Here is a 22,608-nt window from a genome sequence, read left to right on the forward strand (position 1 = left end):
AAGGCCACTGTGAACGACCACGACCCTCCCGCCGTGCCCGCACGGCGGCCACGCCCCGCGGATCCCGCGGACCGTCCCGCGCGCCTCGCGGTCGGTGTCGTCGGCGCGGGCCGCGTCGGCGCCCCGCTCGCCAACGCCCTCACGCTCGCCGGCCATCATGTGGTGGCCGCGTCCGGCGTCTCGGACGCCTCCCGCCGCCGCGCCGAAGAACTCCTGCCCGGCGTGCCGCTCACCACCCCGCAGGACGTCATCGCCCGGTCCGACCTGGCGCTGCTGACCGTCCCCGACGACGCGCTGCCCGACCTGGTCGCCGGACTGGCCGCGACGGGCGCGCTCAAGCCCGGCCAGCTCCTCGTGCACACCTCCGGCCGGTTCGGCGTCTCGGTGCTCGACGAGGCCGCCCGCGCCGGCGCGCTGCCGCTGGCGCTGCACCCGGTCATGACGTTCACCGGCACCGCCGTGGACGTGCAGCGGCTGGTCGGCTGCTCGTTCGGGGTCACCGCCCCGGAGGTGCTGCGGCCGGTCGCCGAAGCGCTCGTCGTCGAGATGGGCGGCGAGCCCGAATGGATCGACGAGAGTGCCCGCCCGCTGTACCACGTGGCGCTCGCCAACGGCGCGAACCACCTGGTCACGCTGGTCGCGCAGTCCCGCGACCTGCTGGCCGCGGCGGGCGTGCGCGCCCCCGACCGGATGCTCGGCCCGCTGCTCGGCGCCGCGCTGGACAACGCGCTGCGGGCCGGCGACCTGGCACTGACCGGGCCGGTGGCGCGCGGCGACGCGGGCACGGTCGCGGCACACGTGTCGGAGCTGCGGCGGGTCGCCCCCCAGGCGCTGGCCGCGTACATCGCGATGGCACGTCTGACCGCGGACCGGGCGCTCACCGCCGGCCTGCTCAAGCCGGAGGCGGCCGAGGCGCTGCTGGACGTACTCGCGGAGGGCGGGGCCTGATGGGGATCTCCGGCGACCGCAAGACCGTGCTGGCGAGCAACGCCGCCGAACTCGCGGACTACCGCAAGCAGCACGCCGACGAGCCGCAGCCGTGGTCGGTGGTGATGACCATGGGCGCGCTCCACGCGGGCCACGGGGCGCTGATCCGCGCCGCGCGCGAGAGCGCGGGCGAACGCGGGCACGTGATCGTCACCGTCTTCGTGAACCCGCTCCAGTTCGGGGCCGGCGAAGACCTCGACCGGTACCCGCGCACCCTCGACGCGGACCTCGCGCTGGCCCGGGAAGCCGGGGCGGACGTGGTGTACGCGCCGTCCGTCGACGAGGTCTACCCCGGCGGGCAGCCCGAGGTGCGGGTCACCTCGGGGGCGATGGGGAGCAGGCTCGAAGGGGCTTCGCGACCCGGGCACTTCGACGGCATGCTGACCGTCGTCGCCAAACTGCTGCACCTGACCGCGCCGCCCTCGGGGCGGACGACCGCGTTCTACGGCGAGAAAGACGCCCAGCAGCTCGCGCTCATCCGCCGCATGGCCGCGGACCTGAACTTCCCGGTGGACGTCGTCGGCGTGCCGACGGTCCGCGAACCCGACGGGCTGGCCCTGTCGAGCCGCAACGTCTACCTGGGCACCGCCGACCGCGGCACCGCGCTCGCCCTGAGCCGCGCGCTGCGGGCCGGCGCGGCGGCGGCCCCGTCCGGGTCCGCCGCAGTGCGCGCCGCCGCATCGGCGGTCCTCGCCGACGCGGCACTCGCCGCGCCGCCCCTCGAACTCGACTACCTCGCCCTCGTCGACCCCGGCACCTTCGCCGAGGTCTCCGACGAGCACAACGGCCCGGCCGTCCTCGCCGTCGCCGCCCGGGTCGGCACGACCCGCCTGATCGACAATGTCCCCCTGGTCATCGCAGGAGCACGGTCATGATGCGCACGATGTTCAAGTCCAAGATCCACCGGGCCACCGTGACCCAGGCGGACCTGCACTACGTCGGCTCGGTCACCATCGACGAAGACCTCCTCGACGCCGCCGACCTGCTTCCCGGCGAACTGGTCCACATCGTCGACATCGACAACGGCGCCCGTCTGGAGACCTACACGATCGCGGGGCCGCGCGGCACCGGGATCATCGGCATCAACGGCGCCGCCGCCCGCCTGGTGCACACCGGCGACCTGGTGATCATCATCGCGTACGCGCAGGTCACCGACGACGAAGCGCGCGCCATGAAGCCGCGCGTGGTGTTCGTCGACGGCGAGAACCGGATCACCGGCCTCGGCCACGACCCCGCCGAGGTCCCGGCGGGCAGCGAGCTGAAGCGCGGCGACGTGCCCGCGCAGGCCGCGCAGTGACCACGTTCCCGAGCCGCCTGGCCGCCCCCGCGCCCGGGTGGACGACCTACGCGGACGTCATCGTCATCGGCTCCGGCGTCGCCGGGCTGACCGCCGCGCTGCGGGCCCGCGCGGCCGGCAGCGTGCTCGTGGTCACCAAGGCCGTCCTCGACGAGGGCTCGACGCGCTGGGCGCAGGGCGGCGTCGCCGCCGCGCTCGGCGAAGGCGACACCCCCGAACAGCACATGCACGACACGCTCGTCGCGGGCGCGGGCCTGTGCGACGAGGACGCGGTGCGGGTGCTCGTCACCGAAGGCCCCGGTGCGGTGCGGCGGCTGATGTCCGTCGGCGCCGAGTTCGACCGCGATGCCGACGGCAACATCCTCCTCACCCGCGAAGGCGGCCACCTGCGCAACCGCATCGTGCATGCGGGCGGCGACGCCACCGGGGCGGAGATATCGCGGGCGCTCGTGCAGGCCGTCCACGAAGCCGGCATCGAGGTCATCGAACACGCCCTGGTGCTCGACCTGTTGCGCGACGCCGAGGGGCGTGCGTGCGGCGTCACCCTGCACGTCATGGGCGAGGGCGCCCGCGACGGCGTCGGTGCCGTGCGCGGCCGCGCCGTCGTCCTCGCGGCCGGCGGCATGGGGCAGGTCTTCTCCTCGACGACCAATCCGCACGTGTCGACCGGTGACGGCGTCGCTCTGGCGCTGCGCGCGGGCGCCGAGGTGACCGACCTGGAGTTCGTGCAGTTCCACCCGACCGTGCTGTGGCTGGGGCCGGGTGCCGAAGGGCAGCAGCCCCTCGTGTCGGAGGCCGTCCGCGGCGAAGGCGCGCACCTCGTCGACGCCGACGGCGTGCGGTTCATGACGGGCCGTCACCCGCTGGCCGAGCTTGCGCCGCGCGACATCGTGGCCAAGGGCATCACGCGCCGGATGGCCGAGACCGGCACCGACCACATGTACCTCGACGGCCGGCACTTCGGTGCGGAGATGTGGGCGCACCGGTTCCCGACGATCCTCGCCGCGTGCCGCGCGAACGGGATCGACCCGGCGCACGACCTGATCCCGATCGCGCCCGCCGCGCACTACGCCAGCGGCGGCGTCCGCACGGATCTGGCCGGGCGGACGTCGGTGCCCGGCCTGTACGCGTGCGGCGAAGTCGCCTGCACGGGCGTGCAGGGCGCCAACCGGCTCGCGTCCAACTCGCTCCTCGAAGGCCTCGTCTTCGCCGAGCGGATCGCCGAAGACCTGGCCCGCGGGCTCCCCGAGCCCGGCGAGCCGGTCGCTCCCGAGGGCGACGCGTGGCTGCTCGACCCGGGAATCCGTACGCCGCTGCAGCGGGCGATGACCGCGGGTGCGGGCGTGCTGCGCAGCCGCGACAGCCTGCGCGAAACCATGCAGGTGCTGGCCGAACTGGGCGGGCGCACCGGGGACGACCCGTGCGTCGAGTCGTGGGAGGCCACGAACCTGCACACCGTCGCGGGCGCGTTGGCGGCCGCCGCGTACGACCGCGAGGAAACCCGCGGCTGCCACTGGCGCGAGGACTTCCCGGACGCCGACGACAAGGACTGGCGCGGGCACGTGGTCACGACCATGGCGGACGGGCGGCTCGACCGCGCGTACCGGCCGTACGACCCCAAGCACGACCGCGAGCACGACCCCGACGCCGCCCCCTCCGACGCCCCGCACCCCGACGCTCCGCAGTCCCCTGCCGAGCACCCCACCGAGGAGAAGCCGTGACGCTCACCCCGGACCTCGCCTCCCGCCTGGCCGCGGCCGGCCTGGACCCCGCGGCCGTGGAAGCCCTCGCCCGGGCCACCGTCGCCGAGGACCTGGCCGGCGGCGTCGACGTCACCTCGGTCGCCACGGTGCCCGCCGACGCCCGCGGCCACGCCGACTTCACCGCGCGCACCGCCGGCATCGCGGCCGGCATCCCGGTCGCCGAAGCCGTCGTCGAGGCCGTGTGCGGCGACGACGTGAAGATCGAGCGCTTCGTCGCCGACGGCGACCGCGTCGAGCGCGGCACGGTGCTGTTCACCGCGTCCGGCGCCACTCGCGACCTGCTCACCGCGGAGCGCTCGGCGCTCAACCTGCTGTGCCGGCTGTCCGGCATCGCGACGCTCACCCGCGCGTGGGCCGACGCGATCGACGGCACCGGCGCGGCGGTCCGCGACACCCGCAAGACCACCCCGGGGCTGCGCGCCGTGGAGAAGTACGCGGTGCGCTGCGGCGGCGGCGTCAACCACCGCATGGCGCTGTCCGACGCCGCGATGGTGAAGGACAACCACGTGGTGGCGGCGGGCGGCGTGGCCGAGGCGTTCCGCGCGGTGCGCGCCGCGTTCCCGGACGTCCCGGTCGAGGTCGAGGTCGACCACCTGGAGCAGATCGCGCCGGTCCTGGAGGCCGGCGCCGACCTGATCCTGCTCGACAACATGACGCCCGCGCAGCTCCGCGAGGCGGTCGCCATGGTCGCCGGACGGGCCCGTCTGGAGTCCAGTGGGGGCCTCACCCTCGGCACCGCGCGCGAGGTCGCCGAAACCGGCGTCGACTACCTCGCGGTCGGCGCGCTCACCCACTCGGCGCCGATTCTCGACATCGGCGTCGACCTCCGCGACTGACCGCGCGCCCCGTGCCCGCCCCGCGCCTGCGCGCGGCCCGCGCGCGCCGGGTACTGTGCGTTCTTCGCCCCCACCCCCCCGCACCGGTCCCGAACCCCAGCCAAGGACACGCGACGATGCTCCTGACGATCGACGTAGGCAACACGCACACCGTGCTCGGCCTGTTCGACGGTGACGAAATCGTCGAGCACTGGCGCATCTCCACCGACTCGCGGCGCACCGCCGACGAACTCGCCGTGGTGCTGCAGGGCCTGCTCGGCCAGCATCCGCTGATCGGGGCGGGCGGCGTCGACGGCATCGCGGTCTGCTCGACCGTGCCGTCCGTCCTGCACGAGATGCGCGACATGTTCCGCCGCTACTACGGCGACATCCCCGCGGTCGTCGTCGAGCCCGGCGTGAAGACCGGGGTGCCGGTGCTCATGGACAACCCGAAGGAAGTCGGCACCGACCGCATCATCAACGCCCTTGCCGCCATCAAGCTGTACGGCGGCCCGTGCATCGTCGTCGACTTCGGCACCGCGACCACGTTCGACGCGGTCAGCAGCAAGGGCGAGTACATCGGCGGCGCGATCGCCCCCGGCATCGAGATCTCCGTCGACGCCCTCGGCGCGCGCGGCGCCCAGCTCCGCAAGATCGAGCTGATGCGGCCGCGCAGCGTGGTCGGCAAGAGCACCGTCGAGGCCATGCAGGCGGGCATCCTGTACGGCTTCGCGGGCCAGGTCGACGGCGTGGTCAAGCGGATGGCGGCGGAACTGTCCGACGACCCGGACTCGGTCACCGTCGTCGCCACCGGCGGGCTGGCGACGCTGGTGCTCGGCGAGGCGTCCGTCATCGACGTCCACGAACCGTGGCTGACGCTGATCGGGCTGCGGATGGTGTACGAGCGCAACGCGGGGATCTGAGGGGGACCGGCACCAGGCCCTTGGGCCGCTCGGCGCAATGCCGCGGCACCACACCGGGGGACGATTCACCCGAAGCATTCGGAAACGGGCAACCGGCACGTACAGTGCTGACCATGCCGACGCCGCACGGAGACCACGGCCTGGCGTTCGGCATGCCCGAAGTCCGGCTGCTGCGGCGGGCTCTGCGCATCGCCATGAAGGCCGACCCGGGCTCCGGCGCCGCGGCCGACCCCGCCGCCGCCTCCGACGCGCCGACGGCCTCGGCGTTCTGGCTGCTCGACCGCGCCATCGCCGAAGCCGAGACCGAACGCGACCGGATGCGCGCCTTCCACTTGGCCGAACTCGACCTCCAGCGCCGCGCCGTGCCCGGATCCGCGGCCACCTACCTGAGCGCCCTGTCGCGCGCGGTCGACGCCTACGCGCACATCCCCACCGCGGCCGACCTCGCCGCCCTCCGCGCCATCGCCGACCTCCCGTGCAGCTCCCGCGAACGCGCCCGCCGCGACACCCTGCTCGCCTACTGCACGGACCTCGCCGACCGGGCGCTGGACGCCAGGTTGGCGGAGGAGGCGCGGAACCGCGGGCCTGGGTAGGCGATTTCGGGGCATCTCCGACCGATTCCCCGGAGTTCGGCCTGCCGTGACCAAACCGTTGTTGATCACGGGATGCCGTGGTCGGGATCGCCCGTTAACGTCGTTCGCCTGCGCCGAGTGCCCGCAGCCGCCCGTGACCTGCCCGGACGGCGCGCGGCACGGCGCGTCCCCGACTCTTCCGGACCTGCGAGGTCGCATGGCATTGCACAAGTCGTTCCGTCGGCTCAGAACGGCGCTCCTGGCGACCGCCGGCGCGACGATCCTCGGGCTGACGGCGCCGCTGCCCGCCGCCCAGGCGGACGAATGGCCGCCGCTCAGCTTCAGCGCCTGGGACTTCCAGATCGCAATTTCGTCCGGCGCCGACGGGCCGTACAAGAGGATCCCGGTGTGGCCGACGACCTACGCGAAGACGGCCGCCCAGGACGTGAACGTCAAACTCGACGCCTCGGCCTTCGCCGGAATCGCCGAGTTCGCCTGGCCCGCGAACTGCACCGCACAGGGGCTCGTCGCGCAGTGCCACTGGGACGAACTGGGCGCGGGCAAGCAACTGCTGGACTTCGGTCTCCGGGTCCGCGCCCTGCCCAATGTGGGAGCCGGGGCCAAGGCGACCGTCGCGATCAGCGGAACGTCCGCGAACCTGGGGTCGTTCATCTCGGCAAGCTCGACGCTGACCTTGGCGAGTGGCGTCGACATCAGCGTTGTCACCCCGGAGGAGTTCCGGGGCGTCGCCCCGGGCTCCACGCTCGACGTGCCAGTGACGATCCTGAACTCCGGGAACCTGGCGGCAAAGGGGCTGACGCTGCAGGTGACAGGTGACACGCCGGACCTCATGATGCTGGATCGATTCTCCAACTGCACGTACAACCCCACGGGCAGCCCGGCCGGCGATGACCTTGCCCACTGCGTCTTCGACGAGGTGGTGGCCCCGGGCGAATACGAGCTGTCCGCACCCCTGCGTTTCAAGGTCGGCGCGGACACCGTGCGCGCCAATTTCTCAATCGACGGCCGCGCCGACGCTTGGTCGCCGGGTCCTGGTACCCCGGGCACCGGCCCGAAACTGACGCTGAAGGCGAAGGGCCCGACGGTCCCCGTGAAGCCCACGCAAGGGGCACCCGAACTCGACTACATGGGCAACACCGAAATTGGCTGGGTGTATACGTCGCTGACCTCGGACTATGCCGCCGTGCCGACGTCGATCACCGGTGTCGTCGGGCAGACGGGCACGGCGGAATTCGCAGCCAAGAACGTCGGAACCGGCGCCGCCACGAACGGTGTGAATCTGCGGATCGAGATCCCCCGGGGCGCCGTTGTGGGCACGTTGCCGTCGGGCTGCTACGCCGGTTCCCCGGACCCGGTGACCACGAAGGTGACGGTCTCGTGCTCGCCCAGTCCTCGGCGGGTACCGGCCGGCGGCACGCTGTCGGTGGTGTTGCCGCTGCGGCTCGACGCAATCGTCAAGGGGTCGACGGCGACGCTGACGGTCGAACCGGACGTCGTCACCGACCAGATCGACGCCAACCCGGCCGACAACACCGCCCCGATCACGCTGTCCATCTACGCCAACGCCGGTGAGGCCCGCGCCGCACAGGCGGCCGCGCCGCGTGGCAGATGGCATGTTCCCGCGGGCGCGGTGCCGCGTCGCGGAACTCCGCAGTGACGCAAGGCGTGTTGCTTCGGAATCCTCTCGGGTCGGCGGCAACATGTTTTTGCAGCAGCGCATTTCCCGGGACGTCTTCGTCTACCCCGGTGATCGCCGGGATCGCGGGCGGGCTGCTCGCGATGGCCGGCGGGGCGTTCGTGGTCGTGCGGCGTCGCAAGGCGGCTGCCGCGCTATGACGGCGGCAGGACAGCACAAAGCCGGGCGGGGTCCGTGGGACCCCGCCCGGCTTTGTCGTGTGGATCCGGCCGACGGTGTTGCAAGGCGCTGCTGAGGCGTTCAGCGGCCCTGTCGTGCGGACTCGGCCATGCCGCGCAGATCCGCCAGAGACCGGATCATGTGGCCGCGCAGCCATCCCGACATCGGCTTCTCGATCAGCCGGTTGACCAGCCAGGACAGGATGAGCATGCCGGCCACCAGTGCCCCGACGAGGACTCCGGCGTTCACCCGGCCCTGGAACTTGGCGATGATCTCCCAGCCGATGTATTCGTGCAGCAGGTAGAGCGGGTACGTCAGGGCGCCGAGCGCGGGCAGCCATCCCCACGTGATCCAGGACAGGCGGTGGGTCGCGATCAGCAGGAACACGGCGAAGAACACGGCGAGAATCACCGGGACCGGCCATTGCGGAACGTTCAACCCGACGTTCTCCCGCACGTCCTCAAGGGTGTTGAGCGCGAACCGCTGGGACACGACGTAGCACGCTGCGACGATTCCGAGCAGCAGCAGGTTCGGCCGGAAGCGGTACATCAGGTAGAACATCATGCCCGCGATGAAGTACCAGCTGTACTCCGGCATGATGAACTGCTTGACCGGGCTGTCGTCGAACTTGGCGAAGGTGGCGCTCGCCATAGCCCACAGCAGTGCGAACAGAACCACTTTGCGGTAGGTGACGCCGCGCCAGACGACGACCGCGAACATCAGGTAGAAGTGCAGCTCCGAGCCGAGGGTCCAGTACACGGCGTCGACGTCCCGGGCGTTGAGGGGCCCCTGCAGCATGGTGAGGTTGGTCAGTATTTCGTCCCAATTGCGGCGCATGACCCCGCCAGGGAACGCGATCACCACGGCGGTGGTCAGCGCGATCGCGAACCAGTAGGCGGGGTAGATGCGGATGACCCGCGAGACGAAGAAGTCGCCGAGGGACTTGCCCCAGCAGCTCATGCATATGACGAAGCCGCTGATCATGAAGAAGAGTTCGACGCCCATCCAGCCGTAGGCGCTGGGCAGGGAGACCGTGGGGAACACACTCTTGGCGCCGTGCTCCCATTTGCCGCCGATCGCCATGTAGTGGTACGCGACCACCATGAGCGCGGCGCCCAGGCGCAGACCGTCGAGCACCCACACCCGATCGCGGCCTGGCAGCCGCGGCTTGGGAACCGCGCGGCTGTCTGCGGCCGGGGACTCGGGGAGTGGCGGTGCAGTGTCGAGCATGGAAGCCTCTCGTGGTGCTGCCGACCAGTGCGCCAGATCGTAGGCCACAGGCCGAAACCGTCCTAGGGCGCCTCCTCATCACGCGGCGGCGCGGAGCCGGCCGCCGACGGAGGCGGCGGCTTCGGGTCCCGACCCGTGTTCCCCTGGCGTCGGCAGGTGCGCTGACCTGGGGTTGACCGTGAGCGGGGTATTCGAGTACAAGGCCCCGACCGGGCGCAGGTAGCCTTGCCTGGTGACCGAGAACGCCCAGGCCAACGTTGCGCCGCACGCCGCCGAGCAGACCGACGACCTTCCCGAGCAGATGCGGGTGCGCCGCGAGAAGCTCGAACGCCTGCGGGAGAGCGGGATCGACCCGTACCCCGTGGGATTCCCGCGCACCACGACGGTCGCGGAGCTGCGTGCCGCGTACCCGGACCTGGAGCCGGACACCGCGACCGGCAAGCGGGTCGGGCTGACCGGGCGGGTCGTGCTGTCCCGGATCGGCGGCAAGCTGTGCTTCGCGACGCTGCGGGACGGCAGCGGCGACCTTCAGGTCATGGTGTCGCTCGACAAGGTCGGCGCGGAATCGCTGGCCGCCTGGAAGTCCGACGTCGACCTGGGCGACCACGTCGGCGTCGAGGGCGAGGTCATCACCTCCAAGCGCGGCGAGCTGTCGGTCATGGTCGACAGCTGGGCGATCACCTCCAAGTGCCTGCGGCCGCTGCCGGACAAGCACAAGGGCATGACGGACCCCGAGGCCCGCGTCCGCATGCGGTACGTCGACCTCATCGTCAACGACGAGTCCCGCAAGATGCTGCGCACGCGCAGCGAGGTCGTCCGGGCGATCCGCGACTGGTTCAACAACCGCGACTTCCTCGAGGTCGAGACGCCGATGCTGCAGCCGATCCACGGCGGCGCCACGGCACGGCCGTTCACGACGCACATCAACGCGTACGACATGGACCTCTTCCTGCGCATCGCCCCCGAGCTGTACCTCAAGCGACTCGTGGTCGGCGGCGCCGAGAAGGTCTACGAGATCAACCGGAACTTCCGCAACGAGGGCGCGGACTCGACGCACAACCCCGAGTTCACGATGCTCGAGGCGTACGAGGCCTACGGCGACTACAACACGATGGCCACGCTGATCCGCGAGGTATACCAGTACGCCGCCCAGCAGGTGTTCGGCTCGTCGGTCTTCGAATGGAACGGCCAGGACGTCGACATCGCGGGCGCGTGGCCCGAGATCACCGTCTACGGCTCGGTGTCCGACGCCCTCGGCGAGGAGATCACCCCGGCGACCGCCATCGAGCAGGTGCGCAAGCTCGCCGACGCGCGCGGCCTCGAATGGGACAAGGCGTGGGGGCAGGGCAAGCTCGTCCAGGAGCTGTTCGAGGAGCTGGTCGAACACACCCTGGTGCAGCCGACGTTCGTGCGGGACTACCCGATCGAGACGTCGCCGCTGACCCGCCAGCACCGCGAGACCCCGGGCCTCGCGGAGAAGTGGGACCTCATCGGGTTCGGCATGGAGCTGGGCACCGCCTACTCCGAGCTGGTCGACCCGGTCGAGCAGCGCAAGCGCCTCACCGAGCAATCGCTGCTCGCCGCCGGCGGCGACGTCGAAGCGATGCAGCTCGACGAGGACTTCCTGCGCGCCCTGGAGTTCGCGATGCCGCCCAGCGGCGGCCTCGGCATGGGTATTGACCGGATGCTCATGGCTTTCACCAGTCGCGGCATCCGCGACACCATCCTGTTCCCCCTCGTCAAGCCGGAGTGACCTCATGGACGTCCTTGCCGCTCTCATCCCTTCCGTGGTCATGGCCGGCGGTTTCGCCGCGCTGATGGTCACGATCTTCCGCGGCACCGACTCGCGCCGGGCGCGCGACGAAGCCGCCGGCGGGGGGAACGAGAAGCGCTGACGTCCCGGCCCGCCTGCCGCGCGAGGAGCGCGGCGGCGGGGGGTGGCCGGCACGCCCACGCGATACGAAAAAGCGCCCGGGCGGGTGTTCCGTGACCACGGAACACCCGCCCGGGCGTTGTGCTGTGACGCGGCGTCAGGCGCCGTGCCGGGTCCTCTTGCGCAGGATCAGACGTTGACCCCGTGCGCGCGCAGGTAGGCGTCCGGGTTGATGTCGGAGCCGTAGTTCGGGCCGGTGCGGACCTCGAAGTGCAGGTGCGGGCCGGTGGAGTTGCCGGTCGACCCGGACAGGGCGATCTGCTGCCCGGCGGTCACCGACTGGCCGGCGGACACCGAGAACTTCGAGAGGTGGCCGTACTGGGTGTACTTGCCGTCCGGGTGCTTGATGACGACCTCGTTGCCGTACGCGCCGCCCCAGCCCGTCTTCACCACGGTGCCCGCGGTGACGGCCTTGACGGAGGTGCCCATTCCGGCGGAGAAGTCCTCGCCGGTGTGGCCGTGCGACCACAGCGAGCCGGAGCGGCCGTAGCTGCCGTGCGGGGCGCCGTCGACCGGCCTGACGTACCCGGTCGGCGACGGGGCGGGCGCGGCCTGCACGGACGCCGCCTGCGCCTGCGCGGCGGCCTGGGCCGCGGCTTGTGCGGCGGCGGCCTGGGCGGCCGCTTCGGCGGCGGCCTTCTCCGCGGCGGCCTTCTGCTCGGCCTCGACCCGGGCACGCTCGGCGGCCTCGGCGGCGGCCTTCTGCTCGGCGGCGATCCGCGCCTTCTGCGCCTCCGCGGCCTGCTGGCCGCCGAGGACCTCGGTGGCCAGGTCGGTGCGGGCGGTGCCGCGGGCCGCGACCGCGTCCTGGCGGTCGGCGAGCTGCGCCTGGGTGGCCGGGTCGGCCGACGCGATCGAGGCGACCTGTGCGGTGTGCTCGGGGTGCGCGGGGGCGCCGGAGGCGATGCCCACGCCGGTCAGGGACGCCAGTGCGGCGATCCCGACGACCATCGCGGCCGGGTGGCGGGGGTGGAACCCGCGCACCGCGTCGGCGGCGCGGGTCACGGTGGTACGGGAAACGGGCAGGCGGGACAGCGGGTTCGGCACGGTTACCTCGCGGGGGTCGGCGGCATGCTCGCGCCCCGGACGGACAACCGTCGGAGTCCGGGCGCGCCCGGTCGCGGGCGGCCGCGGCGGCGGGCCGCGTCGTTGCGGCGGCCGTGCGGCGGAGCAGGTCGGACTCCTCGCGGTCCTGCGGAAGTCCGCCGACGTGGAACGCATGCGCCGGATTGCGCGGGCCCAGGTCGTATCCGGTGGGCCCGGGGCCTGCCCTGCGGGGGCGGCCCGGCGTCCGTGTCGGCCAAACCTTGGTAACAGACCCCGTCGCGGCGAAGCCAACCTGCGGCCGGACGGCGACTACGACGCTCCGTCGTAGTCGGAGGGCCGGACCGGTGGACACCGGACGGGTGACATGCCCGATTTGCCGGTTCCGGCACTACTATGGTCCGTAGGATTCCGGATTCGGGATGTGCCGTACCTCACAAATTCCCGAGGTTTGATTCGGCGTAAACCCGGTTCGGCCGACGGATTTCGGTGCGCGAAAGGGCGGCTCATGGCCCGCTTCGGCGAGCTGGAAGAACAGGTCATGCTGCGGCTGTGGGCGGTGAACGCGCCGCTGTCGGTGCGCGAGGTGCGGGAAGCGCTGCGGCCGGACCGGGAACTCGCGTACACCACGGTGATGACGGTGCTCGACAAACTGCACCGCAAAGGCGAACTCCGGCGGCGGCTCGACGGCCGCGCCTACCGCTACGAACCGGTGCTTTCCCGGGAGGCGCATACCGCCGCGCTGATGCGCGACGACTGGCTTTCCGGCGGTGGCCGTGCGGGGGCCCTCGTGCATTTCGTGGAAGGCATGAGCGCGGAACAGGTCGATGCGCTGCGGGATGCGCTCCGTGTCGCGCTGCCGGAAGACGGCGGACAAGGCGGACCAGGCGGAGATCCCGGAGGCGCGGACGGCGGGGCCGATCCGTCGCCCGGCTGAGCTATTCGAGGGAAAAACCGGCGGAATCCGGGGGAATTCGGAGTGTCGGCCGCGGCGGATTTCCGGAAAGCGATCACGGTTTCCTGGGGGTGAAATGTCCGCTTATCAGACAAGCGGGCGTGCTCAAGGAAGCGAGGTGGCCGCCCGTGCCCCGGGAACGGACGCCCGTGCGGCGCGCGGGCCTTCCCGTGCTCACCGCGCTCTGCACCGCGGCCCTGCTGGTCGCGGTGCAGCTCGCCGCCGCCTCCGGGCGCGACGCGCAACCCCGCTTCGGCCTCGACCTGACGCTGAGCACCCCGGTCGCGGCCGCGGGCGAGACCGTCACCGCGGTCGTCCGGCTGACCATGGCGGAGACCCGGCCCGGCGACAAGGTCACCGTCGCCGGGCGCATCACCGGCGGGCTCCGCCCGGTCGGCGGCGACCCGTCGCGCGGCACCTTCGACCTGCCCTCGTCGGTGTGGACGGTGCCCACCGCGCCCGGCCTGCGGACCGCTGTGCTGCTGTGGCGGCTGCAAGCGGTGCAGCCGACCCCGGGGGGCGTCGAGCAGGTCCGCGTGGCCGTCACCGCCCCGCGCACACGCGCGCGAGGCGAAGCGGACCCCTGCGGCTCCGCGGCCGCGTCACCGGCGGTCAGCCCGAGCGCCGCGCGCGCGTCCGGCTCGGGGGCGGCCGGAGGGCGTGCCGGGGCCGTTCCGGGCGCGGCAGGGGACGGGAAGAAGGCAGTCGGGAGGCAGGGCGGGCCGCTGCGGACCCCTGGGCTCGCAACGTCGGTCGCGCCCGTCGCGTCGCCGTCCGGCGGACGTGCGCCGAACGACTGCGCGAGCAGCTCGGCCAAGCCCGGTGGGGACGCCGCGGGCGCGTCGCCGGAGGCGGCCACGGCGAGTGCCGCGACCGTGCCGCCGACGATCGCGCGCCCGGCGGCCACGGCACCCGCGGACGGCGGCGGAACGCCATCGACGGCCACCGGTCCGGCGTCGACGACCGGACCTGCGACAACCGTGCCGGTCATGCCGAGCACCCCGTCGGCGACGGCGGGCATGCCCGCGACGACGCGGCCGTCGACCGCCACCGACCCTGCGCCGACGCCGCGACCTGACGGCCCCGGCACGTCCGGCACGCCTGCCCCGCCCCCGTCCGCCACCCGCAGCGCCTCGCCGCCGGCCACCCCGCCCGCGGCCTCCCCGTCGCCTCCGCCGCCCCCGTCGCCCCCGCCGCCGGTGGCCGAGGTGGCGGTCCCCGCCGACCAGCAGTGCGCCGACGACGCCACCGCCGCGTGTGCCGGTCTCCGCTTCGGCGACCCCAGGCTGCGGCTCACCCGCACCGCCGACACCACCGACACCCGGCCCGGCCAACAGGTCACGCACACCGTCACCGTCACCGATTCGGGTGAAGCCGCGGCCCTGTTCGCGACCGTGCGGAACAGCATTCCGGCGGGCGCCCCGCTGGTGTCCGGCCGCATCTCGCAAGGCACCTACGACGCGCTCACCGGCATCTGGCAGACCGGTCGCATCGCCGCCGGCGGAACGGCCACGCTGACGCTCACCCTGCACGTCCCCGGTCCGGCGGCGGGCACCGTGATGTCCGCGCGCTCGGAATTCCTCGGAGCCGCGGATCCGGCACCGGTGATCGAGCACACCTGCCCCGACGATCCCGGCTCCGCCTGCGCGATTACGCGCGTCACCGCGCCGTGATCCGGCCGGTGCCGAGCCATCCCGCGCGGTTCCGTCGCGCATCCCGTACCGGAACACCGCACCGCGGCGAGCGGCCAACAACACCGAAAGCGGTCATTCCGCATCCGTTCGCGGACGATGTTCCGGCGGAGTTCCGGCGCGCTTCATATCCCGTCCCGACGGCATACCCGACGGTTGTCGGTTAACCCGGTACCGGGCATTCCGCGGAAGGCCGGGCCGTCCCGCGTGATGTCCCGCACGATCCCCGGGGCGCCCGCCGCGGCCCTCCGTGATCGCGATACCTTCACGCCATGGAAGTCACGATCCGCCGGGCCAGAACCTCGGATGTCTCAGCCATTCGCGGTCTGGTGGACGACTACGCGGGCAAGCGCATCCTGCTCGACAAACCGACCGTGACGCTGTTCGAGGACGTGCAGGAGTTCTGGGTCGCGGAACGCGGCGGCGACGGCGCCGTGGTGGCCTGCGGCGCGCTGCACGTGATGTGGGAAGACCTCGCCGAGGTGCGCACCCTCGCCGTCGACCCGTCCTGCCGCGGTTACGGCGTCGGCCACCGGCTGCTCGCCCAGTTGCTGGAGACCGCGCGGTGGTTGGGCGTGCGGCGGATATTCTGCCTGACCTTCGAGGTCGACTTCTTCGCCCGCCACGGGTTCGTCGAGATCGAGGGAACGGCCGTCGATCCCGAGGTGTACCGGGAACTTCTTCGTTCGTATGACGAAGGCGTCGCAGAGTTTCTCGACCTGGAACGCGTGAAGCCGAACACCTTGGGCAACACCCGGATGCTCCTTCACCTCTAGCGGGCGCCATCCGGGCAACCCGTCGGTACGCCGTTGTGTGTTGGCAGATCGGCGGGATCATCGCGCGCGGATCCGGCACATCCGCGGATCTCCTATCCCTGGTCAAACGCAATCCGGGCGCGTTCGGTTCCGCTTCCTCGGGTTTGAATTTTTCCGGGAAAAGCGGTTTCCTTTTCTTGGTTGGTGGCGATCCCTCCCGATGAAAGGGAAACCGGTGGCACAGAAGGTCCAGATTCTTCTCGTGGACGACCTCGACGGCGGCAAGGCCGACGAGACGGTGACGTTCGCCCTCGACGGTGTCTCGTACGAGATCGACCTCAGCGAAGCAAATGCCGGCGAACTGCGCAGCGCGCTGACCGCGTATGTGCAGGTGGCCCGGAAGACGGGGGGCCGCGCAGCGGGCCGCCGCGCCGCCCGCGGGTCGGCCAAGGCCGCCGCGTCGGGTGTGGACACGTCCGAGGTCCGCAAGTGGGCCAAGGAGAACGGCTACGAGGTCAGCGAGCGCGGCCGCGTGCCCGCGAACATCAAAGAGGCCTACGAGAAGGCGCACGCCTGATCGAGACATCCCGCAGAGGGTTTTTCCGAAGGGCGGCTCCCCCGCGCGTTGCGCGAGGAGCCGCCCTTCGGGCGCTCCGGGGTGAACCCGAGGCGCCAAAGGGGGGCACGCGCGATCGGACGGCCGGACAGCGGCGGGCCGCTGCGCGCCAGAGGCACGGAGACGTGCCGGGCGAGGCGGTCGGTCGGCGAGGGCGCCGGAGGGGGACGCCGCTGCGGGCAACGGAAGCCCGGAGGCGAGGTGCCGCGGCTGCGGACGGGCTGTGCCGGGTGAGGCAGGCGTCGCGGGTGGCCGACGGATGCCCGCATTGCGGCGGCGGCGATCGCCGCCCTGGAGTACGCCGCGTCGCGGGTTCGTCGGCCGGGTTCCCAGCCGATTCCTCAAGCCGCGCCTTCGCCCGCGAGGGATGGGGTGCCGGCGGACCGGCGGGGGAGCAGGCGCACCTGCTGGCAGGCATGCGCGAGGCCGCTCAGGAGCCGCGTGACGTCGGGGAAGCGGACGTCGACGGCCATGAGGGGTTCGGGGGTGCTGCCGGCGGCGCAGCGCAGGCGCGAAGCGGCAGGGGCGCGGAGCCAGCGCGAGGCCTCCCAGGCACGCGGCCAGGGCGCCAGCCAGGTGGCGGGCCACGGGGACGGCGCCGGCACCGAGTCGCCCGCGCCGAACGCCCGGAGATCCAGGTCGAGGCCGGCCCAGTCGAGCCAGTCGAGCAGTTCGGGCAGGCTTTCCGCGACGCCGGGGGCCACGAAGAACTGCATGCGTCCGCCCGCCGTGGCCGCGACCGGGCCGACCGGCATGCCGAACTGCTCCGCCCGCCGCAGCGCGCGCGTCCCGGCGCGGCCGGGCACGTCGAGCACGTCGAAATGCACGCCCGCGGCGAGCCGCACGGCCCGCCGGGGAGCCGTCCCCCACCACCCGAGGATCACGGCCGGATCGACGCTGCCCGCGGTGGCGCCGACGCGTGTCCCCGGTGCCGATCCCGCAACGCCGTTCGTCGTGGCACCCTGGCCGGTACTCCCCGTACTTCCGGCGCCGCCGACCGCGGCGTCCGCCGCCCCGCCGCGGCCCGCCGCGCACGCGGACGCACCGGCCGTCCGCTGCCCCGGCACCGCCGTCGCGGCGCGGCGCGGGTCCGTCGGCCACGCCGCGCCGGTGTCGGCCCCGGCCGTTTCACTGGGCTCCGTCCGGCCCCGCTCGGGCAGGACCGGCCACCCCAGCGAGCGGGCGTACCAGAGCGCCTCGTCGAGCGGGCCGGGGACGACCGGGGCCGAGCGAGGGGCGAAAAGGAGTGTCGCTGCCATAGCGTGTTCAACTCCGGGGAAGGACTCCGGTTACGAGAGGTGATTGCTCGATTGCGAAACGTGTTCACGGCAACTTCGGCCGTTGCCTCCCGGGCGGTCGGGGACACGGCGCGACCTGCGGTGTTCCGTCCATCGGGGCGCCGGGAACCGGCATACGCGCCGGGCGGCCGTGGGTATGAGCCGGGCAGGAGTGCTGTGGAGGGGGTGCGGATGCGGCGTACGCCGGTACGGAACGAGGTGGCGGACGGCCGGGGCTCGGCCGTCGGAAGCGCCGCCCGGCCGCTGCGTTCGCTTCTGGCGTACTCACAATCGGCGACTCTGCTTGGTTCGGGGGAACACTGCCCCGCACTATCGGGTTTGACTAGGTGTCCAGCGCGGCCCGCAACACGTGGGTCGCACGTCCTTGTGGACGAAGTGAGCGGTCCCGCGTGCGGGACTAGCATGCGGAAGGACAGGGAGGGGACCGTCCCCGAACTGCACGACCGCTCTGAGGAGCGATAACGATGTTCGAGAGGTTCACCGACCGCGCGCGGCGGGTTGTCGTCTTGGCTCAGGAGGAGGCCAGGATGCTCAACCACAACTACATCGGGACTGAGCACATCCTCCTCGGCCTTATCCACGAGGGCGAAGGCGTTGCCGCCAAGGCGCTGGAGAGCCTCGGCATCTCGCTTGAGGCCGTCCGCCAGCAGGTGGAGGAGATCATCGGCCAGGGCCAGCAGGCCCCGTCCGGCCACATCCCCTTCACGCCCCGCGCCAAGAAGGTGCTGGAGCTTTCGCTTCGCGAGGCGCTTCAGCTGGGTCACAACTACATCGGCACCGAGCACATCCTGCTGGGCCTGATCCGCGAGGGCGAGGGCGTCGCCGCCCAGGTCCTGGTCAAGCTCGGCGCGGACCTCAACCGGGTGCGCCAGCAGGTCATCCAGTTGCTGTCCGGGTACTCCGGCGAGAAGACCGCGTCGCCCGGCGGCGCCGGCCAGGAGGGCACGCCGTCCACCTCGCTGGTGCTCGACCAGTTCGGGCGCAACCTCACGCAGGCGGCCCGCGAGGGCAAGCTGGACCCGGTCATCGGGCGTGAGAAGGAAATCGAGCGGGTCATGCAGGTCCTGTCCCGCCGGACCAAGAACAACCCGGTCCTCATCGGCGAGCCCGGCGTCGGCAAGACGGCGGTCGTCGAGGGCCTGGCGCAGGCCATCGTCAAGGGCGAGGTGCCCGAGACGCTCAAGGACAAGCAGCTGTACACGCTGGACCTGGGCGCCCTGGTGGCCGGCTCCCGCTACCGCGGCGACTTCGAAGAGCGCCTGAAGAAGGTGCTCAAGGAGATCCGCACGCGCGGCGACATCATCCTGTTCATCGACGAGCTGCACACCCTCGTGGGTGCGGGCGCCGCCGAGGGCGCGATCGACGCGGCGAGCATCCTCAAGCCGATGCTGGCCCGCGGCGAGCTGCAGACCATCGGTGCCACGACCCTCGACGAGTACCGCAAGCACCTGGAGAAGGACGCGGCTCTCGAGCGCCGCTTCCAGCCGATCCAGGTCGCCGAGCCGTCGCTGTCGCACACCATCGAGATCCTCAAGGGTCTGCGCGACCGCTACGAGGCGCACCACCGCGTGTCGATCACCGACGCCGCGCTGGTCGCCGCCGCCACGCTGGCCGACCGGTACATCTCGGACCGCTTCCTCCCGGACAAGGCGATCGACCTGATCGACGAGGCCGGCTCCCGGATGCGCATCCGCCGGATGACCGCGCCGCCGGACCTGCGCGAGTTCGACGAGAAGATCGCGAACGTGCGCCGCGAGAAGGAGTCCGCGATCGACGCGCAGGACTTCGAGAAGGCGGCGTCGCTGCGCGACAAGGAGAAGACCCTCCTTGCCGACAAGGCGAAGCGCGAGAAGGAGTGGAAGGCCGGCGACATGGACGTCGTCGCCGAGGTCGACGAGGAGCTGATCGCCGAGGTCCTGTCCACGGCGACGGGCATCCCGGTGTTCAAGCTGACCGAGGAGGAGTCCGCGCGGCTGCTCCGCATGGAAGACGAGCTGCACAAGCGCGTCATCGGCCAGAAGGACGCGATCAAGGCGCTGTCGCAGGCGATCCGGCGTACACGTGCGGGTCTGAAGGACCCGAAGCGTCCCGGCGGCTCGTTCATCTTCGCGGGCCCGTCCGGTGTCGGTAAGACGGAGCTGTCCAAGACGCTCGCCGAGTTCCTGTTCGGCGACGAGGACGCGCTGATCCAGCTCGACATGTCGGAGTTCTCCGAGAAGCACACCGTGTCGCGGCTGTTCGGCTCGCCTCCCGGCTACGTCGGCTACGAAGAGGGCGGCCAGCTCACCGAGAAGGTGCGCCGCAAGCCGTTCTCGGTCGTGCTGTTCGACGAGGTCGAGAAGGCGCACCCGGACATCTTCAACTCGCTGCTGCAGATCCTGGAAGACGGTCGCCTGACCGACTCCCAGGGCCGGGTGGTCGACTTCAAGAACACCGTCATCATCATGACGACCAACCTGGGCACCCGGGACATCTCGAAGGGCTTCGGCCTCGGCTTCACCGGTTCGTCCGACGTCAAGACCGGCTACGACCGGATGAAGGCGAAGGTCAACGAGGAGCTGAAGCAGCACTTCCGCCCCGAGTTCCTGAACCGTGTCGACGACACGATCGTGTTCCACCAGCTGTCCGAGGACGACATCATCCAGATCGTCGACCTGATGATCGCCAAGGTGGACGAGCGCCTCAAGGACCGGGACATGGGCATCGAGCTCACCCCGGCCGCCAAGAAGCTGCTCGCGAAGAAGGGCTACGACCCGCTGCTGGGTGCGCGTCCGCTGCGGCGCACGATCCAGCGGGAGATCGAGGACACCCTGTCCGAGAAGATCCTGTACGCGGAGCTGAAGCCCGGATCGATCGTCGTGGTCGGCACCGAGGGCGGCGGCGAAGACGAGAAGTTCACCTTCGTCGGCGAGGAGAAGGCCGCGCTGCCGGACGTGCCGCCGGTCGAGGCCGCGGGCTCCGGCCCGGACCTGTCCAAGGGCGAGGCGTCCTAGCGGACTCCTGACGGATACCGTCGCCAGGCACAGCGTGTGAGGGCCGCCCCCGGGAAACCGGGGGCGGCCCTCCGCCGTTTCGCGGGCCTGCCGCGCGGATCGACCGAGCAGGCCGGGCCGGGAGGTCGCGCAGGCGGGTCGGCAGGCCGGTCGGCAGGCCGACCGGTCGGGCGGGTCGGTCAGGCCGGGACCGGGAAGCACGCGCACAAGGCCTTGCGGTCGCCGAGGACGAGGGCCTCGACGCGTTCCGCCAGCATCTGCGCGATGAGCAGCCCGCGGCCGCGCTCCTCGTCGTCGCCGGGTTCCTCGACGGTCTCCAGGTCCGGTACGAACCCCGGCGCGAAGTCCACCACTTCGATCCACATGTAGGCGGGGTCGAAGGACACCCACACCTCTATGCCCCCGCACATGCCCGCGTGCTCGACGGCATTGCCCGCGAGTTCGGAAACGACCTGCACGGGGGCGAAGCTGTCCACACCGAACTTCCGGCACAGCGCCTCGACATGCTCCCGCGCGGTCGACACCGAGCCGGGCAGCGCGGGCAGCCGGACGATATAGACGGGTTCTTGGACGGGTCCCGTAGACGCGTCGGTGGCGTGCACAGCTCTCCCTGGGGGCCGCGCGGTTGCTCTCCGTATTGACCTGAGAGCGCTATGTGTTCAAGATGAGTGAAGCACCAGCGAAACTGCACGTGCAAGTAGCTGCCGAGAAGTCGGACAAAAATCATGAAGGGGGAGATCATGGCGACCGACTCCCAGCACACCCTCAAGCGCAAGCGGTTGGGTCTGGAGCTGCGTCGTCTCCGGGAAGAACGCGGGGTCACCCGGAATGCCGCGGCCGCGGCCATCCGCGGGGACGTCTCGAAAATCAGCCGGATGGAGCTGGCGCGCGCCTACGTCAGCCGACGGGACCTCCTCGTGCTGTGCCGGCTCTACGGACTGCCGCAGCAACAGCAGGCGGAGCTGGAGCAGTTGCTGGTGGACAAGCGGCCCCGGCATTGGTGGCGCGAGTACACCGATGTGATGAACGCGTCGCTCGCCGATTTCGTCGCGCTGGAAGACGACGCCGCGGTCGAACGCGAGTACCAGCCGATGACGATTCCCGGACTGCTGCAAGTGCTCGCATATACGACGGCGGTGATGGAGACCGGGCTGCGGCCGCTCGCCGCCGACCAGATCGGCAGCCTGGTGGCGCTGCGGCAGGGCCGCGGGCGGCGGCTTTTCGACGACCCGGTGCTGGAGTTCCACGGGATCGTCAGCGAAGCCGCGCTGCATGTGGACACCGGTGGTCCGGCGGTGATGCGCGAGCAGATGCTGCACTTGGTGGAGATGGCGAAACTCCCCAATGTCACCTTTCAGGTGGTGCCGTTCCAGGGCGCGCGGCGGCCTTCCGGAACGGGATTTGTCACCCTCGGATTCACCGATCCGGATGATCTCGACGTGGCTTTCATCGAAAGCATCGGCGGTATGATCCCGCGAGATACCAAGCGCGAAGTCCGGCTCTACAGACGTTTGTTCGAATGGATCTCGACAGGCGCGCTCACGCCGGACGACACAGTCGCGCTGCTCCTCGATCGAGCGGAAAGCCTGCAATGAACAAGCTCTCGCTGTACCAGGCCGACAAGTCCGACGCGGTCTGGGTCAAGTCGTCGTTCTCCGCCGACCGGGAGGGGTGCTGCGTCGAACTGGCGCAGATCGACGGCGGGATCGCGGTCCGCGATTCCCAGGACACCGGCCGTCCGGCGCTCTGCTACACCCGCGAGGAACTCGCGGCATTCGTCGCGGGCGTCAAGGCGGGGGAATTCGACCGTTTCCTGTGAGCCGCGGGCGGCTGCCGGGACGAGCACGAACGCGGCCGTGC

Annotated in this window: 22 protein-coding genes; 18 read left to right on the forward strand and 4 right to left on the reverse strand. The window is 71.6% G+C overall.

Going from position 1 to position 22,608, the window contains the following annotated elements:
• The first annotated feature begins 9 nt into the window (after nt 1-9).
• The 9 genes from ACPA54_RS07570 to ACPA54_RS07610 all read left to right on the forward strand — a co-directional run bounded on the left by ACPA54_RS07570 (nt 10) and on the right by ACPA54_RS07610 (nt 8,214).
• Entirely contained in the window at nt 10-948 is a 939-nt protein-coding gene (locus ACPA54_RS07570; protein WP_423527910.1) for a Rossmann-like and DUF2520 domain-containing protein, read from the forward strand.
• Nucleotides 948-1,862, forward strand: coding sequence for a pantoate--beta-alanine ligase (panC, locus tag ACPA54_RS07575; protein ID WP_423527911.1), 915 nt, complete (start codon nt 948-950; stop codon nt 1,860-1,862). The genes ACPA54_RS07570 and panC overlap by 1 nt, the downstream gene beginning before the upstream one ends.
• The gene (gene panD, locus ACPA54_RS07580; RefSeq protein WP_423527912.1) at nt 1,859-2,284 is read left to right on the forward strand and encodes an aspartate 1-decarboxylase; all 426 of its coding nucleotides are present in this window, start codon (nt 1,859-1,861) and stop codon (nt 2,282-2,284) included. Before panC ends, panD begins: the two co-directional genes overlap by 4 nt.
• The gene (locus ACPA54_RS07585) at nt 2,281-4,005 is read left to right on the forward strand and encodes an L-aspartate oxidase (protein ID WP_423527913.1); all 1,725 of its coding nucleotides are present in this window, start codon (nt 2,281-2,283) and stop codon (nt 4,003-4,005) included. The genes panD and ACPA54_RS07585 overlap by 4 nt, the downstream gene beginning before the upstream one ends.
• Nucleotides 4,002-4,883, forward strand: a complete 882-nt coding sequence (nadC, locus tag ACPA54_RS07590) for a carboxylating nicotinate-nucleotide diphosphorylase (RefSeq protein WP_423527914.1) — start codon at nt 4,002-4,004, stop codon at nt 4,881-4,883. The genes ACPA54_RS07585 and nadC overlap by 4 nt, the downstream gene beginning before the upstream one ends.
• A 116-nt stretch (nt 4,884-4,999) precedes the next feature.
• Complete coding sequence (locus ACPA54_RS07595; protein WP_345678035.1) at nt 5,000-5,785, forward strand: type III pantothenate kinase; 786 nt, start codon at nt 5,000-5,002, stop codon at nt 5,783-5,785.
• Between the two features lie 113 nt (nt 5,786-5,898).
• On the forward strand, nt 5,899-6,378 hold the full coding sequence (locus ACPA54_RS07600; RefSeq protein ID WP_423527915.1) for a hypothetical protein: 480 nt from the start codon (nt 5,899-5,901) through the stop codon (nt 6,376-6,378).
• A 46-nt stretch (nt 6,379-6,424) separates the two neighbouring features.
• Nucleotides 6,425-8,035, forward strand: a complete 1,611-nt coding sequence (locus ACPA54_RS07605) for a COG1361 family protein (RefSeq protein ID WP_423527916.1) — start codon at nt 6,425-6,427, stop codon at nt 8,033-8,035.
• Nucleotides 7,987-8,214, forward strand: coding sequence for an LAETG motif-containing sortase-dependent surface protein (locus tag ACPA54_RS07610; RefSeq protein ID WP_423527917.1), 228 nt, complete (start codon nt 7,987-7,989; stop codon nt 8,212-8,214). Before ACPA54_RS07605 ends, ACPA54_RS07610 begins: the two co-directional genes overlap by 49 nt.
• 100 nt (nt 8,215-8,314) lie before the next feature.
• On the opposite strand, the gene ACPA54_RS07615 is transcribed toward ACPA54_RS07610, so the two are convergent.
• Complete coding sequence (locus ACPA54_RS07615) at nt 8,315-9,463, reverse strand: acyltransferase family protein (protein ID WP_423527918.1); 1,149 nt, start codon at nt 9,461-9,463, stop codon at nt 8,315-8,317.
• Nucleotides 9,464-9,695: 232 nt separating this feature from the next.
• On the opposite strand from ACPA54_RS07615, the gene lysX reads away from it, so the two are divergent.
• Nucleotides 9,696-11,216, forward strand: coding sequence for a bifunctional lysylphosphatidylglycerol synthetase/lysine--tRNA ligase LysX (lysX, locus tag ACPA54_RS07620; protein ID WP_423527919.1), 1,521 nt, complete (start codon nt 9,696-9,698; stop codon nt 11,214-11,216).
• A gap of 4 nt (nt 11,217-11,220) precedes the next feature.
• Nucleotides 11,221-11,358 (forward strand): hypothetical protein, encoded by a 138-nt coding sequence (locus ACPA54_RS07625; protein WP_345678031.1) that lies wholly within the window; start codon nt 11,221-11,223, stop codon nt 11,356-11,358.
• Between the two features lie 167 nt (nt 11,359-11,525).
• Here the strand turns inward: ACPA54_RS07625 and ACPA54_RS07630 are convergent, their stop codons facing one another.
• Complete coding sequence (locus tag ACPA54_RS07630; RefSeq protein WP_423527920.1) at nt 11,526-12,401, reverse strand: M23 family metallopeptidase; 876 nt, start codon at nt 12,399-12,401, stop codon at nt 11,526-11,528.
• Nucleotides 12,402-12,948: 547 nt separating this feature from the next.
• Between ACPA54_RS07630 and ACPA54_RS07635 the strand changes: the two genes are divergently transcribed.
• The 4 genes from ACPA54_RS07635 (at nt 12,949) to ACPA54_RS07650 (ending at nt 16,418) form a co-directional block, all read left to right on the forward strand.
• On the forward strand, nt 12,949-13,377 hold the full coding sequence (locus tag ACPA54_RS07635; RefSeq protein ID WP_423527921.1) for a BlaI/MecI/CopY family transcriptional regulator: 429 nt from the start codon (nt 12,949-12,951) through the stop codon (nt 13,375-13,377).
• 146 nt (nt 13,378-13,523) lie between these two features.
• Nucleotides 13,524-15,068: a DUF11 domain-containing protein gene (locus ACPA54_RS07640; protein ID WP_423527922.1), complete on the forward strand. Its 1,545-nt coding sequence runs from the start codon at nt 13,524-13,526 to the stop codon at nt 15,066-15,068.
• Between the two features lie 290 nt (nt 15,069-15,358).
• Nucleotides 15,359-15,862 carry an amino-acid N-acetyltransferase gene (locus ACPA54_RS07645; protein WP_423527923.1) on the forward strand — a complete coding sequence of 168 codons (504 nt, stop codon included), beginning with the start codon at nt 15,359-15,361 and terminating at the stop codon, nt 15,860-15,862.
• Between the two features lie 214 nt (nt 15,863-16,076).
• Nucleotides 16,077-16,418, forward strand: coding sequence for a histone-like nucleoid-structuring protein Lsr2 (locus ACPA54_RS07650; RefSeq protein ID WP_345678026.1), 342 nt, complete (start codon nt 16,077-16,079; stop codon nt 16,416-16,418).
• A 380-nt stretch (nt 16,419-16,798) separates the two neighbouring features.
• Here ACPA54_RS07650 and ACPA54_RS07655 read toward each other — a convergent pair whose 3' ends face one another.
• Nucleotides 16,799-17,716, reverse strand: a complete 918-nt coding sequence (locus tag ACPA54_RS07655) for an SCO3374 family protein (RefSeq protein ID WP_423527924.1) — start codon at nt 17,714-17,716, stop codon at nt 16,799-16,801.
• Between the two features lie 503 nt (nt 17,717-18,219).
• On the opposite strand from ACPA54_RS07655, the gene ACPA54_RS07660 reads away from it, so the two are divergent.
• Nucleotides 18,220-20,748, forward strand: coding sequence for an ATP-dependent Clp protease ATP-binding subunit (locus ACPA54_RS07660; RefSeq protein ID WP_423527925.1), 2,529 nt, complete (start codon nt 18,220-18,222; stop codon nt 20,746-20,748).
• Between the two features lie 179 nt (nt 20,749-20,927).
• On the opposite strand, the gene ACPA54_RS07665 is transcribed toward ACPA54_RS07660, so the two are convergent.
• A complete protein-coding gene (locus ACPA54_RS07665) occupies nt 20,928-21,350 on the reverse strand; it encodes an ATP-binding protein (RefSeq protein WP_423527926.1) in 423 nt (140 codons plus the stop codon).
• 138 nt (nt 21,351-21,488) lie between these two features.
• Here ACPA54_RS07665 and ACPA54_RS07670 point away from each other — a divergent pair, with 138 nt between their 5' ends.
• Both ACPA54_RS07670 and ACPA54_RS07675 read left to right on the forward strand, forming a co-directional pair.
• A complete protein-coding gene (locus tag ACPA54_RS07670) occupies nt 21,489-22,343 on the forward strand; it encodes a DUF5753 domain-containing protein (RefSeq protein ID WP_423527927.1) in 855 nt (284 codons plus the stop codon).
• The gene (locus ACPA54_RS07675; protein ID WP_345678020.1) at nt 22,340-22,567 is read left to right on the forward strand and encodes a DUF397 domain-containing protein; all 228 of its coding nucleotides are present in this window, start codon (nt 22,340-22,342) and stop codon (nt 22,565-22,567) included. Before ACPA54_RS07670 ends, ACPA54_RS07675 begins: the two co-directional genes overlap by 4 nt.
• Nucleotides 22,568-22,608 lie beyond the last annotated feature (41 nt).

The sequence above is a fragment of the Uniformispora flossi genome (genome assembly GCF_049534875.1).
Lineage (GTDB): Bacteria > Actinomycetota > Actinomycetes > Streptomycetales > Streptomycetaceae > Yinghuangia > Yinghuangia aomiensis.

Excerpts from the sequence above, each read along its gene's own strand:
- panC (WP_423527911.1), top strand. The coding sequence starts at position 948 with ATGGGGATCTCCGGCGACCGCAAGACCGTGCTGGCGAGCAACGCCGCC.
- panD (WP_423527912.1), top strand. The coding sequence starts at position 1,859 with ATGATGCGCACGATGTTCAAGTCCAAGATCCACCGGGCCACCGTGACC.
- ACPA54_RS07595 (WP_345678035.1), top strand. The coding sequence starts at position 5,000 with ATGCTCCTGACGATCGACGTAGGCAACACGCACACCGTGCTCGGCCTG.
- ACPA54_RS07600 (WP_423527915.1), top strand. The coding sequence starts at position 5,899 with ATGCCGACGCCGCACGGAGACCACGGCCTGGCGTTCGGCATGCCCGAA.
- ACPA54_RS07610 (WP_423527917.1), top strand. The coding sequence starts at position 7,987 with ATGGCATGTTCCCGCGGGCGCGGTGCCGCGTCGCGGAACTCCGCAGTG.
- ACPA54_RS07615 (WP_423527918.1), bottom strand. The coding sequence starts at position 9,463 with ATGCTCGACACTGCACCGCCACTCCCCGAGTCCCCGGCCGCAGACAGC.
- ACPA54_RS07625 (WP_345678031.1), top strand. The coding sequence starts at position 11,221 with ATGGACGTCCTTGCCGCTCTCATCCCTTCCGTGGTCATGGCCGGCGGT.
- ACPA54_RS07635 (WP_423527921.1), top strand. The coding sequence starts at position 12,949 with ATGGCCCGCTTCGGCGAGCTGGAAGAACAGGTCATGCTGCGGCTGTGG.
- ACPA54_RS07645 (WP_423527923.1), top strand. The coding sequence starts at position 15,359 with ATGGAAGTCACGATCCGCCGGGCCAGAACCTCGGATGTCTCAGCCATT.
- ACPA54_RS07655 (WP_423527924.1), bottom strand. The coding sequence starts at position 17,716 with ATGGCAGCGACACTCCTTTTCGCCCCTCGCTCGGCCCCGGTCGTCCCC.
- ACPA54_RS07660 (WP_423527925.1), top strand. The coding sequence starts at position 18,220 with ATGTTCGAGAGGTTCACCGACCGCGCGCGGCGGGTTGTCGTCTTGGCT.
- ACPA54_RS07670 (WP_423527927.1), top strand. The coding sequence starts at position 21,489 with ATGGCGACCGACTCCCAGCACACCCTCAAGCGCAAGCGGTTGGGTCTG.
- ACPA54_RS07675 (WP_345678020.1), top strand. The coding sequence starts at position 22,340 with ATGAACAAGCTCTCGCTGTACCAGGCCGACAAGTCCGACGCGGTCTGG.